This window comes from Rhodopseudomonas sp. WA056, from assembly GCF_010906995.1.
Classification (GTDB): Bacteria; Pseudomonadota; Alphaproteobacteria; order Rhizobiales; family Xanthobacteraceae; genus Rhodopseudomonas; species Rhodopseudomonas palustris_G.
Genome location: NZ_QPFS01000017.1, coordinates 36,484 through 53,007 on the forward strand (window position 1 = coordinate 36,484; position 16,524 = coordinate 53,007).

Sequence of the window (16,524 nt, forward strand, 5' to 3'; positions counted from 1 at the left end):
AGCGCCGAAGTAGCAAAGGGAGGCCGTCTCGCCTCAGGCGGTCTCCCGGTCGTTCGCTATCGGTTGCAACGTCGTGCCGTGCGCCGGGGCACGATAGCCGACCAGCCTGACCAGCCGCTGCGGCATGCATTGGGTGGCGGGATGGCCGAACGGCCCTTGCAAGGCCATCTCACCCGACGTCGCAACACCTCTGCGCCGTTCGTGGTGAGGATCGGTGCGCGGGGAAAGACGCCGCTCTGCAGTGCGATCGCTGCTGCCGCCGTCGCCGAGGGCATTACCGGCCATCATGATTTCCTCCATCGTTTGTTAACGTCGATCGGTGTGAATCGTTGCCGCCTCGCCGAGGCGACATGATCCACACCGGAGCGGGCTTTTCGTGACGCAGTCCGGCGAGCCGGTGCGACGGGGGATCCGTTAGCGTCCCGAACGCGGGCGTCGAGGCTTTCGACGTCCAGCTCTCGATCGTCCCGATCCTCAACGTGCAGGTCTTCGCTGCGGTCGCGATTGCCGAACCGCGATGATCTGCACCCGACGTCACAGCGCGGTTCAAAGCTCGAACACGCCAAGCTCCGCAACTTCTCATTTGTAATGCCGATCCAATGAAATTACTAGCCTCGAAACAAGCCGGTTAGTGTTGGTAATCGAGGAGAGCAGAGGCCATTGGCGGTATTTGCCGGTCGCCGGCTCCTCTAGGTCGGCTCCCCTAGCGTGGGCTAACTACGCGCCTATTGATGACGTGGTGATGTCACCGCAGGCGACCACAGGAGCCCCGGATGGGCGACTTTAGTCGTGTGCCGCAGCTCCGGAACCCGGAGCCGGTCGCTCTGAAAAGCCGATGATTTTCCCTCGAATGTTTCGTCGCCGCCGCGCCCACGAAACAATTCGGACGTGGGACGAAACCAAATGCTCTCGGCGGCGCAGCAGTCAGGAAACACAGCTTGGTTATCAACCCGTCAACGGACGCAGCAGCGATCATCGCCGCAAACGGCGGGTGATTGGTACGAAGCTGCCGTCGGTTGTCTGGCTCGTGCCCGGCTGCTCGGGTTCAGGCAGGCGAGGTGGCGACGTCGCCGCACGGAGTGGGTGAATTGGTGACCATGCTACGGATGTCGGCGCTGGTGGTCGGCCTCGGGCTGATGATCGGTAGCGCGGCGCAAGCGCAGACACGGTCGCTGTTCGTCGTTCAGGACGCGCGCACCGATTTTATCCGGCAGTGCACGATACACATGACAGGGCGGTGGGCGCATCCGGATGCGGTGTGTCGCTGTCTGCACGATCACGCCGCCGCGATGGTGCCCGACAGCGATCTTCGTCTCGCCTTGCTTCGTGGCATCCGCGAAAGCGGCGTTCCGTCCATCGATAACGAATGGGTGCCGCGCACCAAGCAGTCTCAGATCAACGCGACCTTTACGTTGATCGCCAAGCCGGCGCTCCAGTGCATGTTCGACCCGCTCGACTAGCGGCGCTGCCGCAGAGTGTCCGGCGCCTCAGCGGCGGACCCGCTGAATGCACTTTCGTGTCGCGGTGACGCCCGAAGCCGATAGCGTCGCTCCGGTGATCTCCTTGATCTGACCGTTGGGGCACGATCCATCGTCGACCAGGATCTTCTGACCAAGCCGCAGGCTGGTGATGTCCTGCTCGCGCGAGACCTGCTGCTGTGCCGCGGCGGGGGCAGCGACCGCCAGGACGGCGGCAACGCCGAGTGCGAGCGTGGTGAGCGGCGTTCGGGGATGGTGAGAGGCGAACATCAGATCTCCTGATCGGGGCGTGCGGCATGAGGGCATGATTCGAGTGCAGGGCCAAACTGCATGGAAAATCGGGCGATCTGTGGTTTGATCCGCGCGCCGGTGTCAGAACGAACAACAAGGAGCGCACATCCGCATGAGCGACGACGATCTCAACCGCCGCATTCTCGACGCCGTCGATGCCGGTTTCGATACCCAACTCGCCACCACCCGTGATTTCGTCGCGATTCCAAGCACCCGCGGCGCAGAAGGCCCGTGTCAGGACATGATGGCTGATCTGTTGCGGCAGCGCGGCTACGAGGTCGACGACTGGCATATCGAACTCGACGATCTGAAAGACCTGCGTGGTTATGGTCCGATCGAGCACGATTTTTCGAAGGCGCGAACGGTGGTGGGCACCTATCGTCCGTCCAACAATGCCGGCCGTTCGTTGATCCTGCAGGGCCATTGCGACGTGGTGCCGGCGGGGCCGCTCGAGATGTGGGACACCCCGCCATTTTCGCCCGTGATCAAGGACGGCCGGATGTATGGCCGCGGCGCCTGCGACATGAAGTCCGGCACCATCGGCGCGCTGTATGCACTGGATGCGATCAAGGCCGCCGGCTTGCGCCCGACGGGCCGCATTCATTTCCAATCGGTGATCGAAGAGGAGAGCACCGGTGTCGGCGCGCTCTCCACGTTGCAGCGCGGCTATCGCGCCGATGCCTGTTTCATCCCGGAGCCGACCGGCGGCAAGATGGTGCGATCGCAGGTCGGAGTGATCTGGTTTCGATTGAAGGTGCGCGGCTATCCGGTGCACGTCGCCACCGCCGGCTCGGGCTCGAATGCGATTACGGCCGCCTATCACCTGATCGAAGCGCTTGGAAAACTCGAGGAGGAGTGGAATCGCCGTGCGGCCAGCGATCCGCACTTCAAGACGCTGGCGCATCCGATCAACTTCAATCCCGGCATCATCAAAGGCGGCGACTGGGCGTCCAGCGTTCCGGCGTGGTGCGACGTCGATTGCCGGATTGCGATCCTGCCAGGCTGGTCGGTCGCCGATCATCAGGCCGAGATTATGGCCTGCGTCGCGGCGGCAGCGCGCGACCACCGCTTCCTGTCGAACAATCCGCCCCAGGTCGAGTGGTCGGGCTTTCTCTCCGAAGGCTACGAGTTGAAGAACGCCGCCGAGCCGGAAGCTGCGTTCGGCAAGGCGTATCAGGCTGTGTACGGCGGCGAGGTACAGGATCTGGTGTTCACCGCCCTGACCGATACCCGGTTCTATGGTCTCAACTACAACATCCCGAGCCTATGCTTCGGTGCGTCGGGCGAAGCCATGCACGGCTTCAACGAGTACATCGATCTGGATTCGCTACGCCAATCGACTAAGGCGACCGCACTGTTCATCGCCGAATGGTGCGGCGTCGAGCCCGCTTGAGGCAGGCGATCGAGAAGATGTCGATGACCTGACAGGTCATTGCTCCGAGGCGGATCGGCAGGCATCGATCCGTCCGATCAAAGCGGCGGCCGCAGCCCGCGCGGCCGTCGCCACCTCAGCGGGCAAGGAGAGGGCACCCATGACTCCGCTGGAGAAGATCAATTCGTTTCCGCTGCCGTTCGCGGCGTTGATGGGGCTGCGCTTCAAAGAAGCGGAGCCCGACCGGGTGGTCGCCACGCTACTGGTGCGCGACGATCTGTGCACCATCGGAGCCAGCATCCATGGCGGTGCCGTGATGGCGCTGGCCGACAGCGTCGGTGCAGCCGCCACGGTGATCAATCTGCCCGACGAGGCCAAGGGCACCACGACGCTGGAAAGCAAGACCAACTTCATCGGCGCGGCGAAGGCCGGCTCCACCGTAATCGCTACCGCCACGCCGGTGCATCGTGGCCGTCGCACTCAGGTGTGGCAGACCCGAATCGAGACCGAGGACGGCAAACTGGTCGCCGTCGTCACTCAGACGCAAATGGTATTATAGGACGGTTTTGGCTATCCGTAAGATTACGAGGGTGCGGCGCAAAACGGGTATCCAGACCCGCATCGGGCATCCCGGCGCTTCCATAACCGCCTTAATTTAGATAGGTTTAGCGAAAGTGCGAAGGCTCCCGGCCGCTCTTTCCTAGGCGTTGCCTGCGAATGGGTCTTGAATATTATTGTGCGATGCACAATATGACTTCTGTCTAGGGAAGACGAACGCCTCCTTGAGGGTCATCCCGAGAGGAGAGACGACTTATGCACGACGCTCTAATCGCCGATCTCACCGGCTCAAAAGGGACGATCCGATCCCTGATCAATCAAGAGCTGCCGCTGCTGCGGGATCATCTGATGCGCCTCGACGCCGAGAGCCGGCGTGATCGCTTCAACGGCTTCGCCGACGAGGGCTTCATCGATCGCTACGCCAAGAAGTGCGGCGGCGACGGCACCATCATCATCGCGTTCTTTGCGGAAGACGGCTCAGTCCATGCAGCCGCCGAACTGCACCAGCCCGATCTGCACATCGACTCGCTTCCCGAGATCGCCTTCAGCGTGGAAAGCCACCTGCGCCGCAAGGGCATCGGCAGCATTCTGTTCAAGCAGTTGATGGAAGTCGCCCGCTCGCTCGGCTACGAGCGGCTGCGGATCACCACCGGCTCGCAGAATCAGGCGATGCGTGCGCTCGCCAACAAGTTCGGCGCGCACCTGACGTTCCGCCAGGGCGAATCCACCGGCACGATCGATCTCGAACAGCAGGCGGACACCGCGATCGCGCAACGCACGATCGACGTTCCGGGTGGCGCTGCGACGGCACTGATCGCCTTCAATCAGGCGTGCTGGAATCTGTTTCTCAGGATGTCGGGCTTCAATCGCGCAGCCTGACGGTCCGACCGCCCCAAACAACAACGCCGCGTGCTCGGGCCCGCGGCGTTCTTTTTGTGGTGACGGGATGGAGAGGCGGTTCAGATCCGCTTGTCGTTTCCGACGATGCGCTCGGCGCCCACGATCCGGCGCGACACCCGGCGCTCGACCACCACGGAGCGCTGGAAGCCCTGTTCGCCGGTGATCACGCGCGAAGTCCGCGCCGAGGCACGGGCCGACTTCCGAACTTCCTTCAGCACGGCGTCGATCGGCATCCCCATCAGGGACGCGGCAATTTCCGCCTGCGAGTCGACATCATCTGTGATGCCGGCCGCCGCAAAGATCGCTTCTTCGAGAGTCGGCGGGTCGCGTCGCACGCGCCGCACGCCGTATTTGGTATTCCAGTCTTCGCTCATCGGCCGCCCCGGGTTGAGTGCGTTACCTAGTGGAGCCGATGTTGCATTGCAATATTCAATGTCGGCCACTCGTACCGGACCTTGGTCGAAGGTGGCCGGCCACCGTTTGCGTCAGATCAAATCGATCGCAAGTCATGGCTGCCCTGCACAGCGGACTCGGGGGAGCGTCGCGCATTCGGGACGCTTCTTTACGCTCTGAAGATCGTCAGGCCGACAATCAGCAGCACGATGAAGATCACTGCGAAAATGTAGAACAGGATCCGCGCGATGTCGGCCGAGGCCGCCGAAATGCCGGTGAAGCCGAAGATTCCTGCGACGATCGAGATCACCAGAAAGATCAGAGCCCATTTGAGAATCGTCATCGCCATCACCCTCGCGTCCAAGCTGCGGCTTGAACGATGTCTGACCACAATGGTTCCGAGCCCGCGCAGGGGGGCGCGGAGGGGGATGCGATAGCGGCGACCTGCGCGAATGCCGATCCTGTGGCGCGCGACAAGTCGGTTTTTCGCCTCGTGGCAGGCTCCTCCACAGTCCTTTGTCGTGTCGGGTCGGTTTAAACCTGCCCGCGGATTGGCTAGATTGCCGGGCCGATCGAGGGCCGCGAACCGCGGCAGGGACGGCGATTTGACCGTCATGCAGCGAAGCTGCGGCGCGTCCGAGGATTGTATGATGATGACGAGATCGTGGGCCGCCGGCGGATCGGCAGTCCTGCTCGCGCTGTTACTTGGCAGCGCCACTACACCCGTGCATGCGCAGTCGGCCGATCTGGTGTTGTGCGATCGGATCGCCGCCGACCCTGCCGATCCGGATAAGCCCGCCGACGTCAAGGGCGTCGCGGAGATCGCGCCTGGCGACGTCGCCACCGCCATCAAGTATTGCCGTGTCGCTTCGGCCGGATCGCGCCGGGCGATGTATGCGCTCGGCCGCGCCTATGCGGCCGGTGGTCAGACGGCGGAAGCGATGGCTGCCTATCGCAAGGCCGCCGACAAGGGCAGCAGCTCGGCGATGGTCGAACTCGGCGTCGCCTATGCGACTGGCGCCGGGCTGCCGAAGGACGATGCCAGGGCTCGGCAGTTGCTGGAACGCGCGGCCGCGGCAGGCAACCCGCGCGGCATCAGCAATCTTGCCGCGCTCGGCGGCGGAACGTCGTCCGACCCGGTGAAAACCCGAGCCTTGCTTGCCAAGGGCGCAGAGAGTAACGCCGAAGCGCAATATCAGCTCGGGCTGATGCTGGCCGATGGTATCGGCGGCCCCAAGGACGAGGTCGCGGCGCGATCCCTGTTTGAGAGGGCTGCGGGGCAGGGCCATCCCGGCGCTTTGATGCAGATGGGCGCGTTTGCGCAGGCCGGCCGCGGCGGTCCGAAGGACAGCGACGCGGCCAAGGCGTACTACGAAAAGGCCGCGGCGCTCGGCAACGCCGAGGCCAAGGCGGCGCTGAAGCGGAGCGATTGCCCCTATGTGCTCAAGGACAAGCGCGGAAACATGGTGACAAACCTATGCTTCTAGGCAATCGGCGCGGCCGCGCCTGATCTGGCTTCAACCGAATCACACCAAACTCGACCACGTTCCTGGAACGTCGGCGCCGCGCGCGCTCTGATCCAGGCCAAGCACAGGGCGTAGCCGTTATGGAAGAGACGCGGGACCGAATTCGAGTGCTGGCCGGCTGTGGTCGGGCTTTGCAGCGCGCTCCGCGGCTTCTGTGGCCGCAGCCGGGCGTGATGCGCGGCGTCGCGCTCGTCCTGGCCCAGGGGTAGACAATGAGCCAGCAGAAGAAAGGGCTCGGCGTCCTCGTCAGCGCCATCGGCGTGGTGTTCGGCGACATCGGCACCAGTCCGCTGTACGCGATGAAGGAGACCTTCGCCGGACATCACCCGATTCCGGTGACGCCCGACAACATCTTCGGTGTGCTGTCGCTGGTGTTCTGGACCGTCATGATGCTGGTCACGGTGAAGTACGTGATCGTCATCATGCGCGCCGACAACCACGGCGAGGGCGGCAGTCTGGCGCTGCTGGCATTGGTCACCGAACTGACACGCGGACGGCGCGTGCACTATCCGCTGATGATGCTCGGCGTGATCGCGGCGGCGCTGTTCTACGGCGACAGCATGATCACTCCGGCGATCTCGGTGCTCAGCGCCGTGGAAGGGCTCGAGGTCGTCACGCCGGATCTGAAAGCCTATGTGGTACCGATCACCGCGGTGGTGCTGACCATTCTGTTCGCGATCCAGTCGCGCGGCACCGGCCTGGTCGGCCGGCTGTTCGGGCCGGTGATGTGCGTGTGGTTCCTGACGCTCGCCGCCCTCGGTATCGCCAACATCGTCAACGCCCCCCATGTGCTGGAGGCGATCAGCCCGACCTTCGCGATCGAGTTCGTGATCCGCCATCCGCTGATGAGCTTCTACGCGCTCGGCACGGTGGTGCTGGCCGTCACCGGCGGCGAGGCGCTGTATACCGACATGGGGCATTTCGGCCGTTTCCCGATCCGGCTCGGCTGGTTCGGCCTCGTGCTGCCGGCGCTGCTGCTGAACTATTTCGGCCAGGGCGCGCTGCTGATCCACGATCCGTCGGCGATTCAGAACCCGTTCTTCCGGCTCGGGCCGGAATGGATGGTGGTGCCGATGGTCGCGCTCGCCACCATGGCCACCGTGATTGCGTCGCAGGCGGTGATCTCGGGCGCGTATTCGGTGGCGCGGCAGGCGATCCAGCTCGGGCTGCTGCCGCGGATGACCATCGTCCACACCTCGGGCGAGGAGGCCGGCCAGATCTACGTGCCGTTCACCAACTGGACCCTGTATTTCGCCGTGATGGCGCTGGTGATCGGATTCCAGTCGTCGAGCAATCTGGCGGCGGCTTACGGGATCGCGGTGACCGGGACGATGATGATCGACACCATTCTGGTAGCGTTCGTCGCGGCTCTGCTGTGGCGCTGGCATCCGGCCGTGGTCGTGGTGGTGATCGGCACGCTGCTGCTGCTCGACTTTGCCTATTTCGCCGCCAACATCATCAAGGTCGCGCAGGGCGGCTGGTTCCCGCTGTTCATCGGCTTCATCTCCTTCACCGTGCTGACGACCTGGCGCCGCGGCCGCGCGCTGGTGCGCAAGCAACTGAAGAAGCAGTCGGTCCCGCTCGATGTGGTGCTGCGCGCGCTCGGGCCGAACGTGTCTCGGGCGCGGGGCACGGCGGTGTTTCTCACCGCCGCCACCGACGGCGTGCCGCCTGCGCTGCTGCACAATCTCAAGCACAATCAGACCGTCCATCAGCGCGTCATCCTGACCACGGTGACCACTGCGGAAACGCCCTATGTGCCGGACAGCGAGCGCGTGCACATGACCGACATCGGCGACGGCTTCCATCGCCTGATCATCCGCTACGGCTTCATGCAGACCCCGGACGTGCCGGCCGCGCTCGCGCTGTGCAAACAGTTCGGCCACGAGTTCAACATGATGTCGACCTCGTTCTTCCTCAGTCGCGAAACCTATGTGCCGAGCCTCAACCCTGGAATGGCGCTGTGGCGCGAGCGGCTGTTCACCTTCATGACGCTGAATGCGACACGGGCGACCACGTTCTTCAAAATCCCGACCGATCGGGTGGTCGAACTGGGCACCCAGCTCGAGATCTGACGCCGCCGGTCAGGCCAGCCCGAGCGAGAAGGCGAGGGTGCCGACCGCGGCGTGAGAGGCGATCAGCGGCCAGATGTTCAGGGTGCGCCAGTACACGAAGCCCCACACCACGCCGAGCAGGAAGGTGTTGAGCAGCAACGCCGGGTCGCCGTAGCAGAGGTGGATGAGCGAGAACAGCGCCGCCGAATACAGCACATAGGCCCAGCCGCCGTGCTGCATCCGGTCGGTGATCAGCTTCGGGATCGAGCGGCACACCACCTCCTGGCACGGGCTCGAGACCAGGACGTAGAACGGCGCGAAGCTGAGCCAGGACGGCGGCTGGGCCTCGAAGCTGAACAACCGGGTCTGCAGCAGCATGATCGCGGAGATCAGGCTGGTGACCGCGACCGCGCCGAGCCAGTGCCGCCACTGGTGCGGGCGGCCGAATCCGAGCTCCTTGAACGAGAAGCCGGCCCACAGGCACAGCCCGACGCACAGCGCCGACACCACGATCAGCGCGCCCATCCGATATTCGAACGGCAACAGTCCGACCTGGATTGCGAGCCCCGGCGCGGCAAGCAGCAGCGTCAGGCCGGCAAGCGGAGCCAGTCGCAACGCGGGATGTGGCGCCGGCGGGCAGCTCGGCGTCTCGGGGTGTCGCAAAATCGTCATGAGACCCATAATCCGGCATCGGCCGTCGGGTTCCAGTGCGGGCGGCTCCGAGGCTCAGCGGCGGGTGCCGGCGCCGACGCTGATGCTGCCGCCGAGCCTGACGCAGGTCGAGCTGCCTTCGAGCTGAACGAAGCCGGCGCCGAATTCGGCGCAGGGACTACGCCCTGAGCCCGGATTGCGCGGTAGCGGGACATATTGGTCGGCGCGCTGCGGCGGCGCCGCGGCGTTGCGCGGTTCGGCTCCGGCCGTGATCGGCAGCGCGGCGGCGAAAGCGATCAGTAACCATTTCATAGATTTGGCTGTAGCGCGCCGGGCGCCGCATGACCAGTAGCGGCAGTTGTGGAGCCGGCGGGCGCTGCCCCAAACCCGCCGCATTCCCAACGCCGTGCTGGGTCGTGGACAGACACGGACTGCGGCAGCCCGCCAGCTTGACGGCATCGGAGCGGTCCGGTTTGACGGATCATCGCCGCGCCGGCCGTCGCCGCGCGGCTCGGGGCGAGGGACGGGGATTTCGATGAGAACGATCGTGGTACTTGCCGCGCTGCTGGCATCGAGCGCGGCGCTGGCGCAGAGCAACGCACCGGCCTCCGGCGGGACGCCGATGGTCGGGGACCGGCCGCTGGTGCAGATCAAGCCGAAGGGCGACAAGGCTGCGGCCAAGCCGCCGATCGCGGACCGCATGAAGGCGTGTCTGGAGATCGAGGACGCCACCAAGGAGCGGCTGGACTGCTTCGATGCGATCTATCCGCCGGCACCGAAGCCGGCCGGGGCAAAGGCCGGCGCCAAGGCGAAGCCTGCCAAGACCGCGGCGGATTGTCGCTTGGTCAAGGAAGAGGACGAGCGGCTCGCCTGCTACAACGGCTTTGCGGACAAGCCGACGGCAGCGCCCAAGCCGGCCGCAGCACCCAAAGCGGCGGCGCCCAAGACCTGATCGCAGTGACCTGATCGCAGTGACCTGATCGCAGTGACCTGATCGCGGCGGAGCGGGCGACCGTCAGCCCTTGATCCCGGCCGTCGCGCCGCTCGGGTAGCGCGCGCCGACCGCTGCGTACGGCGGCAACGCCTCGCGAGCGAGCTCTCTGATCGATGGGTCGGAATCGCCGATGGCCTGCTGAGTCACCGGGGTGCCGCAGGTCGCGGTGTCAGGCCGCCGCCGGGCTGGGCAGCGCACTGCCGGTGCCGTTGCAGCACGGCCGTTCGTCGTCGGTGTCGTCCGCCCAGGCACAGCCACCGCCGGCACGTTTGGCGGCGTAGAGCGCGCGGTCGACCCGCTCCAGGAATTGCGCGGTCGAGCCGTGGCTGAGCGCCCCGCTGCTCACGGTGATGCCGGCGCTGGCGCCGATGCACACCGGCAGGTCGGACAACCGGAACGGCATCGACAGATCGAACACCGCCCGCCGCGCCAGCGCCAGCGCTTCATTGCGGCCGGGCTCCGCGTCGGCGATCGGCTTCAGCAGCATGAACTCATCGCCGCCGAACCGGGCAGCGATGCCGTCGGCGCCGGCGCAGGCGGTCAGCCGCTCCGCGACCTGGCGCAACAGATCGTCGCCGGCGTGATGGCCGTGCCGGTCGTTGATCGGCTTGAAGCCGTCGAGGTCGATGGCGATCACGGTGAAGCTGCCGCGGGAGCTCGCGAGCGCCTGCAGGAAGCCGGCGCGGTTCGGCAGACCGGTGAGGAAATCGTGGGTCGCCTGACGCGCCAGCCGGTGCTTGGCTTCGAGCCGCTCGGTGAACGCCGCGCTGAGATGCTTGGAGGCTTCGCGCAGCGTCAGCCAGAACAGCACCAGCATGCCCGCGCCGATGTTGTAGGCGAGCTCCGGGCGCATCAGCCCGGCGATGATGGTCGGCGTGAGGAGTGCGGCCGCTGCGGTGAGGATGATCCACGGCCGGATCGCTGCCCGCGACACCATGCCGACGCAGTACGACATCGACAGGCCGAATGCGATCCAGGCGCCGGGGGCGTCGCCGAGCTGCAGCGCACGGAACGACAGCGCACCGAGCGCCAGGCTGAAGGCGGTGGCGCCGGCGCCGTACAGCCGCTCCCAGCGCACCACGTCGGCGTCGGTGAACTGTGCGGCGCGCGCCTTGTAGCGCATCAGCGAAAACACCCGCGCGCTGGCGGTGATCACGATCAACACCGAGATCACCGCGTAGCCGGGATCGCCGCCGAGCAGCGTCAGGGTCGCTGCGCCGGTCACCGAAGTCACGCCGATCGCCATCACCTGCGGCAGCGAGGTGTAGAGCAGTTCGACCAGCTCGCGGCGGATCCGCGGGTCGGGATGCAGGGAGCGGGACAACAGCGGGAAGTGCATGCGCACAACATCGCGGACAGTTCCTAATAAGCGATGGCAACTGCGCGCAATGTCGGTAATCGGGTCGCCGTATCCTTAACGAAATGTTTGCGGCCGGCGGCCCGCGATCGTCGCGGCGTTACGCCGGCGGCCAGTTCCTCAGGGCCATGTCGGCCAGCTTGCGCAACTGATCGGGGGAAGCGCCGCCTGCCGCCTGCACCGCCATGCCTTGCAGGATCGCCGAGACGTAGCGAGCGAGGTCGCCGGCATCGGCGCCGCACGGCAGATCGCCGTCGGCGACCGCACGGGCCAGACGGTCCTGCAGATCCTGCTCGCCCTTGGCGCGGCGCGCAGCCAATTCCTGCTTGATGGTCTCGGCGGCCTCGCCACAGCACAGCGCGCCTTGCACCGCGAGGCAGCCCGGGTTGCTCGGGTCGGTCATCGTATCGACCGCACCGTACAGGATGTGCTCGACGACCTCGCGCGCGGTCGGCCTCTGCAGCGCGGCCTGATAGTAACCGCCGGGGCCGTCGACGTAGCGGTCCAGCGCTTTCCGGAACAGATCTTCCTTGTTGCCGAACGCCGCATACAGGCTCGGCTTGGTGATGCCCATCGCCTCGGTGAGGTCGGCCATTGAGGTGCCTTCGTACCCCTTGCGCCAGAACACATGCAAAGCGAGGTCCAGCGCCGCATCGACGTCGAATTCGCGGGGGCGTCCCAGGGCCATGGCTGCATCTCCAGAGATTTCTACCAAACGGTAGATAAGTCTCTTGACAGTGGATGTCGATAGTCCATCTATACCGGACGGTACGAATATGTGCGCTGCAGCGTGGTGTGCTGATGCGGTCGCATCATCTCGTGTGCTGCAACGGACGAGTTACTGAATCTGCAGGGCTTTCTGCAAGCCCGCCTGACCAATGGGATTCGCGATGGCCACTCCACTCGCTCGAAAAGCCGCGCTTGGCGCGGGAATGATTGCGGTTTCGGTCGTACTGGCCGGCGGGGCTGCGCTGATGGAGCGCACCGGGGCCGCCCAGGCGGAAACCACAGCGGCGGCGCCGGCTGCTGTGCCGGTTTCGGTGGCGCTGGTCGAGGCCAAGGCGACGACGCCGTCCGACGCGTTCTCCGGCCGCCTCGAGGCGATCGAACGGGTCGAGATCCGCTCGCGGGTCGCCGGTGCCGTGCAGGAGATCCAGTTCAGGGAAGGCGCCCTGGTGTCCAAGGGCGACCTCTTGGTTCGGATCGATCCGTCGCTGTACGCCGCCGAGGTCGACCGCGCACAGGCGCAGTTGTCGGCGGCCCGCGCGCGGGTCGTCTTCACCAAGGCCGACGTCGAGCGCAGCCAGCAGCTCTCCAGCTCCAGCATCACCCAGCGCGAAGTCGACAACCGCCTCAACGCCTATCGCGAGGCGGAGGCAAACCTCAGATCCGCCGAAGCGGCGCTGAAGACCGCCGAGCTGAACCTCAGCTACACCGAGATCCGCGCTCCGGTGTCCGGCCGGGTCGGCAAGGTGGAGATCACCGTCGGCAACCTGATTGCCGCCGGCCCGAGTTCGCCGCTGCTGACCACGCTGGTCTCGGTCAACCCGATCTATGCCAGCTTCAATGCCGATGAGCAGGTCGTGACCCGGGCATTGAAGACGCTCGCTGATGAAAGAACGCCGGGCGCCATCGAACGCATCCCGGTCGAGATGACGACGATTGCGGGCGGGGCACCGGTGAAGGGCAAGATGCAGTTCATCGACAACCAGGTCGATCCGCGCTCCGGCACAGTGCGGGTTCGCGCCATGTTCGACAATGCCGATGGCCGGCTGATGCCCGGACAGTTCGCGCGGCTATCGATGGGGCAGCCGAAGCCCGAGCCAGCGCTGTTGGTCAGCGAGCGCGCAGTCGGCACCGACCAGAACAAGAAGTTCGTCATGGTGGTCGATGGCCAGAACCACGCCGAATATCGCGAAGTGACGCTCGGGGCCTCGGTCGATGGCCTGCGCGTGGTGGCGTCCGGCCTGAAGGCCGGCGAGCGCATCGTCGTCAACGGCCTGCAGCGGGTCCGTCCCGGCGTCACCATCAAGCCTGAGACGGTGGCGATGGATGCCGCCGCGAACAAGACGGTGGCTCAGAACTGACCGTTGCGGCTTCGCCGCCAAGGCGGAGCCGAACCTCCTTCTTCTCGTCAGACATCACGCGGCAGACGTCCCGTCCGCCGTGCAGGGATTATTGCGCTCGTGCGCGGGCGAACCGGCGGATCACAGCCATGAATTTCTCCAAGTTTTTCATCGATCGCCCGATCTTCGCCGGCGTGCTGTCGGCAGTGATTTTCCTCGCCGGCCTGTTGTCGATGCCGGTGCTGCCGATCTCCGAATATCCCGAAGTCGCGCCGCCGACCATCGTGGTGTCGGCGCAATATCCCGGCGCCAATCCCAAGGTGATCGCCGAAACCGTGTCGACCCCGATCGAGGAGCAGATCAACGGCGTCGAGAACATGCTGTACATGAGCAGTCAGGCGACCACCGACGGCAAGATGACGCTCAACGTCACCTTCCGCCTCGGCACCGACCCGGACAAGGCGCAGCAACTGGTGCAGAACCGCGTCTCGCAGGCCGAACCGCGGCTGCCGGCGGAAGTCCGCGCGCTCGGCATCACCACGATCAAGAGCGCGCCCGACCTCACCATGGTAGTGCATCTGATGTCGCCGAACGACCGCTACGACATGACTTACTTGCGCAACTACGCGGTGCTCAACGTCAAGGATCGGCTGGCGCGGATTCCGGGTGTCGGTCAGGTGCAGTTGTTCGGCTCGGGCGATTATTCGATGCGGGTTTGGCTCGATCCGCAGAAGGTCGCCGAGCGCGGCCTGTCGCCGGCCGACGTGGTGCGCGAAATCCGCGCCCAGAACGTTCAGGCCGCGGCCGGGCAGGTCGGCAGCTCGCCGGGCGAACCCGGGCTCGACCTGCAGCTCTCGGTCAACGCGCAGGGCCGGCTGCAGACCGAAGAGGAATTCGGCGACATCATCGTCAAGAACGGCGACCACGGCGACGTGGTGCGGCTGCGCGATGTCGCGCGGATCGAGCTCGGCGCAGCAGACTACGCGTTGCGCTCGCTGCTTAACAACAAGTCCGCAGTGGCAGTGCCGATCTTCCAGTCGCCGGGCTCGAATGCGATCCAGATCTCCGACAACGTCCGCGCGACGATGAAGGAGCTGCAACAGAACATGCCGGACGGTGTCTCTTATGACATCGTCTATGACCCGACCCAGTTCGTCCGGGCCTCGATCGAAGCGGTGATCCACACGCTGCTCGAGGCGATCGCGCTGGTGGTGCTGGTGGTGATCCTGTTCCTGCAGACCTGGCGCGCGTCGATCATCCCGCTGATCGCGGTGCCGGTGTCGGTGGTCGGCACCTTCGCGGTGATGCACGTCTTTGGTTTTTCGATCAACGCGCTGACCTTGTTCGGCCTGGTGCTGGCGATCGGCATCGTGGTCGACGACGCCATCGTCGTGGTCGAGAACGTCGAGCGCAACATCGAACGCGGCCTCGGCCCGAAGGAGGCGGCCTATCAGGCGATGCGTGAGGTGACCGGGCCGATCATCGCGATCGCGCTGGTGCTGGTCGCGGTGTTCGTGCCGCTGGCGTTCATCACCGGCCTCACCGGGCAGTTCTACAAGCAGTTCGCCCTGACGGTGGCGATCTCGACGGTGATCTCCGCCTTCAACTCGCTGACATTGTCGCCGGCGCTGGCCGCGCTGCTGCTCAAGGGCCACGACGCGCCGAAGGATGCGCTGACGAAGGTGATGGACAAGACCCTCGGTTGGTTCTTCGTCCGTTTCAACCGCTTCTTCACACGCAGTTCGGAGGCCTATGGCGGCGGCGTCAAGCGTGTGGTGTCTCGCCGCGCGGTCGGTATGGGGCTGTATCTGGTGCTGGTCGGTGCCACCTTCTATCTGTTCCATGCGGTGCCGGGCGGGTTCGTGCCCGGGCAGGACAAGCAGTATCTGGTCGGCTTCGCGCAGCTCCCGGACGGTGCCACGCTGGACCGCACCGAGGAGGTGATCCGCCGGATGGGAGAGATCGCCCAGCAGGAGCCGGGGGTCGAGAACTCGATCCAGTTTCCCGGCCTGTCGATCAACGGCTTCACCAACTCGTCGAACTCCGGCATCGTCTTCATCGGCCTGAAGTCGTTCGACGAGCGCAAGGACAAATCGCTCAGCGGCAACGCCATCGCGATGTCGCTGAACAAGAAATTCGCCGGCATCCAGGACGCCTTCATCGCGATGTTCCCGCCGCCGCCGGTCGCCGGTCTCGGCACCATCGGCGGCTTCAAGCTGCAGATCGAGGATCGCGCCGGCCTCGGCTACGAGGCGCTCAACGACGCCACCAAGTCGTTCGTCGCCAAGGCGAGCGCGCAGAAGGAACTGGCCGGGCTGTTCACCAGCTACCAGATCAACGTGCCGCAGCTCTATGCCGACGTCGATCGCACCAAGGCCCGGCAGCTCAACGTGCCGGTGACGTCGATCTTCGAAACCATGCAGATCTATCTCGGCTCGCTCTACGTCAACGACTTCAACAAGTTCGGCCGCACCTATTCGGTGCGGGTGCAGGCCGACGCCAAGTTCAGGGCGCGAGCGGACGATATCGGCCAGCTCAAGGTGCGTTCGGACTCCGGCGAGATGATCCCGTTGTCGACGCTGCTGCGAGTCAAGGAGAGCGCCGGGCCGGAGCGGGCGATGCGCTACAACGGCTTCCTCACCGCCGATATCAGCGGCGGTGCGGCGCCGGGCTATTCGACCGGGCAGGCGCAGGCCGCGATCGAGCGTGTCGCCAAGGAGACGCTGCCGAAGGGCGTGTCCTACGAGTGGACCGAGCTGACCTATCAGGAGATCATCGCCGGCAATTCGTCGCTGATCGTGTTTCCGGTGGCGCTATTGCTGGTGTTCCTGGTGCTGGCCGCGCAGTACGAGAGCCTGACGCTGCCGCTGTCGATCATCATGAT

The 16,524-nt window shown here is 65.3% G+C and carries 17 protein-coding genes; 9 read left to right on the forward strand and 8 right to left on the reverse strand.

Annotation, left to right across the window (positions count from 1 at the left end):
* Positions 1–33: 33 nt before the first annotated feature.
* A complete protein-coding gene (locus DU475_RS05835; protein WP_150105256.1) occupies positions 34–285 on the reverse strand; it encodes a hypothetical protein in 252 nt (83 codons plus the stop codon).
* An 851-nt stretch (positions 286–1,136) separates the two neighbouring features.
* Here DU475_RS05835 and DU475_RS05840 point away from each other — a divergent pair.
* Entirely contained in the window at positions 1,137–1,460 is a 324-nt protein-coding gene (locus DU475_RS05840; protein WP_234713393.1) for a hypothetical protein, read from the forward strand.
* 27 nt (positions 1,461–1,487) lie between these two features.
* Here DU475_RS05840 and DU475_RS05845 read toward each other — a convergent pair whose 3' ends face one another.
* Positions 1,488–1,748, reverse strand: coding sequence for a DUF6719 family protein (locus tag DU475_RS05845; RefSeq protein WP_013502112.1), 261 nt, complete (start codon positions 1,746–1,748; stop codon positions 1,488–1,490).
* A gap of 133 nt (positions 1,749–1,881) precedes the next feature.
* On the opposite strand from DU475_RS05845, the gene DU475_RS05850 reads away from it, so the two are divergent.
* The 3 genes from DU475_RS05850 to DU475_RS05860 all read left to right on the forward strand — a co-directional run bounded on the left by DU475_RS05850 (position 1,882) and on the right by DU475_RS05860 (position 4,578).
* Positions 1,882–3,162, forward strand: coding sequence for an ArgE/DapE family deacylase (locus DU475_RS05850; protein WP_013502113.1), 1,281 nt, complete (start codon positions 1,882–1,884; stop codon positions 3,160–3,162).
* 139 nt (positions 3,163–3,301) lie between these two features.
* Positions 3,302–3,700 carry a PaaI family thioesterase gene (locus tag DU475_RS05855; RefSeq protein WP_047309480.1) on the forward strand — a complete coding sequence of 133 codons (399 nt, stop codon included), beginning with the start codon at positions 3,302–3,304 and terminating at the stop codon, positions 3,698–3,700.
* 254 nt (positions 3,701–3,954) lie between these two features.
* Positions 3,955–4,578, forward strand: coding sequence for a GNAT family N-acetyltransferase (locus DU475_RS05860; RefSeq protein WP_013502115.1), 624 nt, complete (start codon positions 3,955–3,957; stop codon positions 4,576–4,578).
* An 80-nt stretch (positions 4,579–4,658) separates the two neighbouring features.
* Here the strand turns inward: DU475_RS05860 and DU475_RS05865 are convergent, their stop codons facing one another.
* Positions 4,659–4,973, reverse strand: a complete 315-nt coding sequence (locus DU475_RS05865) for a hypothetical protein (protein WP_013502116.1) — start codon at positions 4,971–4,973, stop codon at positions 4,659–4,661.
* 188 nt (positions 4,974–5,161) lie between these two features.
* Positions 5,162–5,335 (reverse strand): DUF1328 domain-containing protein, encoded by a 174-nt coding sequence (locus DU475_RS05870; protein WP_013502117.1) that lies wholly within the window; start codon positions 5,333–5,335, stop codon positions 5,162–5,164.
* Between the two features lie 307 nt (positions 5,336–5,642).
* Here DU475_RS05870 and DU475_RS05875 point away from each other — a divergent pair, with 307 nt between their 5' ends.
* Together DU475_RS05875 and DU475_RS05880 are read left to right on the forward strand one after the other, a co-directional pair.
* On the forward strand, positions 5,643–6,479 hold the full coding sequence (locus DU475_RS05875; protein ID WP_013502118.1) for a tetratricopeptide repeat protein: 837 nt from the start codon (positions 5,643–5,645) through the stop codon (positions 6,477–6,479).
* A gap of 251 nt (positions 6,480–6,730) precedes the next feature.
* A complete protein-coding gene (locus tag DU475_RS05880) occupies positions 6,731–8,593 on the forward strand; it encodes a potassium transporter Kup (RefSeq protein ID WP_013502119.1) in 1,863 nt (620 codons plus the stop codon).
* A 9-nt stretch (positions 8,594–8,602) separates the two neighbouring features.
* Here the strand turns inward: DU475_RS05880 and DU475_RS05885 are convergent, their stop codons facing one another.
* Together DU475_RS05885 and DU475_RS05890 are read right to left on the reverse strand one after the other, a co-directional pair.
* The gene (locus DU475_RS05885) at positions 8,603–9,253 is read right to left on the reverse strand and encodes a CPBP family intramembrane glutamic endopeptidase (RefSeq protein ID WP_047309481.1); all 651 of its coding nucleotides are present in this window, start codon (positions 9,251–9,253) and stop codon (positions 8,603–8,605) included.
* A gap of 45 nt (positions 9,254–9,298) precedes the next feature.
* On the reverse strand, positions 9,299–9,535 hold the full coding sequence (locus DU475_RS05890) for a hypothetical protein (protein ID WP_164631201.1): 237 nt from the start codon (positions 9,533–9,535) through the stop codon (positions 9,299–9,301).
* 223 nt (positions 9,536–9,758) lie between these two features.
* Between DU475_RS05890 and DU475_RS05895 the strand changes: the two genes are divergently transcribed.
* Positions 9,759–10,175, forward strand: a complete 417-nt coding sequence (locus DU475_RS05895; RefSeq protein WP_142882866.1) for a hypothetical protein — start codon at positions 9,759–9,761, stop codon at positions 10,173–10,175.
* 211 nt (positions 10,176–10,386) lie between these two features.
* On the opposite strand, the gene DU475_RS05900 is transcribed toward DU475_RS05895, so the two are convergent.
* The gene (locus DU475_RS05900) at positions 10,387–11,556 is read right to left on the reverse strand and encodes a GGDEF domain-containing protein (protein ID WP_164631209.1); all 1,170 of its coding nucleotides are present in this window, start codon (positions 11,554–11,556) and stop codon (positions 10,387–10,389) included.
* Between the two features lie 118 nt (positions 11,557–11,674).
* Positions 11,675–12,262, reverse strand: coding sequence for a TetR/AcrR family transcriptional regulator (locus tag DU475_RS05905; RefSeq protein ID WP_164631211.1), 588 nt, complete (start codon positions 12,260–12,262; stop codon positions 11,675–11,677).
* A 202-nt stretch (positions 12,263–12,464) separates the two neighbouring features.
* Between DU475_RS05905 and DU475_RS05910 the strand changes: the two genes are divergently transcribed.
* Both DU475_RS05910 and DU475_RS05915 read left to right on the forward strand, forming a co-directional pair.
* Positions 12,465–13,661, forward strand: coding sequence for an efflux RND transporter periplasmic adaptor subunit (locus DU475_RS05910; protein WP_164631213.1), 1,197 nt, complete (start codon positions 12,465–12,467; stop codon positions 13,659–13,661).
* 128 nt (positions 13,662–13,789) lie between these two features.
* A partial coding sequence (locus tag DU475_RS05915) for an efflux RND transporter permease subunit (protein WP_164631215.1) occupies positions 13,790–16,524 on the forward strand: 2,735 nt, incomplete at its 3' end.

Excerpts from the sequence above, each read along its gene's own strand:
- DU475_RS05835 (WP_150105256.1), bottom strand. The coding sequence starts at position 285 with ATGGCCGGTAATGCCCTCGGCGACGGCGGCAGCAGCGATCGCACTGCA.
- DU475_RS05840 (WP_234713393.1), top strand. The coding sequence starts at position 1,137 with ATGATCGGTAGCGCGGCGCAAGCGCAGACACGGTCGCTGTTCGTCGTT.
- DU475_RS05845 (WP_013502112.1), bottom strand. The coding sequence starts at position 1,748 with ATGTTCGCCTCTCACCATCCCCGAACGCCGCTCACCACGCTCGCACTC.
- DU475_RS05850 (WP_013502113.1), top strand. The coding sequence starts at position 1,882 with ATGAGCGACGACGATCTCAACCGCCGCATTCTCGACGCCGTCGATGCC.
- DU475_RS05855 (WP_047309480.1), top strand. The coding sequence starts at position 3,302 with ATGACTCCGCTGGAGAAGATCAATTCGTTTCCGCTGCCGTTCGCGGCG.
- DU475_RS05860 (WP_013502115.1), top strand. The coding sequence starts at position 3,955 with ATGCACGACGCTCTAATCGCCGATCTCACCGGCTCAAAAGGGACGATC.
- DU475_RS05865 (WP_013502116.1), bottom strand. The coding sequence starts at position 4,973 with ATGAGCGAAGACTGGAATACCAAATACGGCGTGCGGCGCGTGCGACGC.
- DU475_RS05870 (WP_013502117.1), bottom strand. The coding sequence starts at position 5,335 with ATGACGATTCTCAAATGGGCTCTGATCTTTCTGGTGATCTCGATCGTC.
- DU475_RS05875 (WP_013502118.1), top strand. The coding sequence starts at position 5,643 with ATGATGACGAGATCGTGGGCCGCCGGCGGATCGGCAGTCCTGCTCGCG.
- DU475_RS05880 (WP_013502119.1), top strand. The coding sequence starts at position 6,731 with ATGAGCCAGCAGAAGAAAGGGCTCGGCGTCCTCGTCAGCGCCATCGGC.
- DU475_RS05885 (WP_047309481.1), bottom strand. The coding sequence starts at position 9,253 with ATGGGTCTCATGACGATTTTGCGACACCCCGAGACGCCGAGCTGCCCG.
- DU475_RS05890 (WP_164631201.1), bottom strand. The coding sequence starts at position 9,535 with ATGAAATGGTTACTGATCGCTTTCGCCGCCGCGCTGCCGATCACGGCC.
- DU475_RS05895 (WP_142882866.1), top strand. The coding sequence starts at position 9,759 with ATGAGAACGATCGTGGTACTTGCCGCGCTGCTGGCATCGAGCGCGGCG.
- DU475_RS05900 (WP_164631209.1), bottom strand. The coding sequence starts at position 11,556 with ATGCACTTCCCGCTGTTGTCCCGCTCCCTGCATCCCGACCCGCGGATC.
- DU475_RS05905 (WP_164631211.1), bottom strand. The coding sequence starts at position 12,262 with ATGGCCCTGGGACGCCCCCGCGAATTCGACGTCGATGCGGCGCTGGAC.
- DU475_RS05910 (WP_164631213.1), top strand. The coding sequence starts at position 12,465 with ATGGCCACTCCACTCGCTCGAAAAGCCGCGCTTGGCGCGGGAATGATT.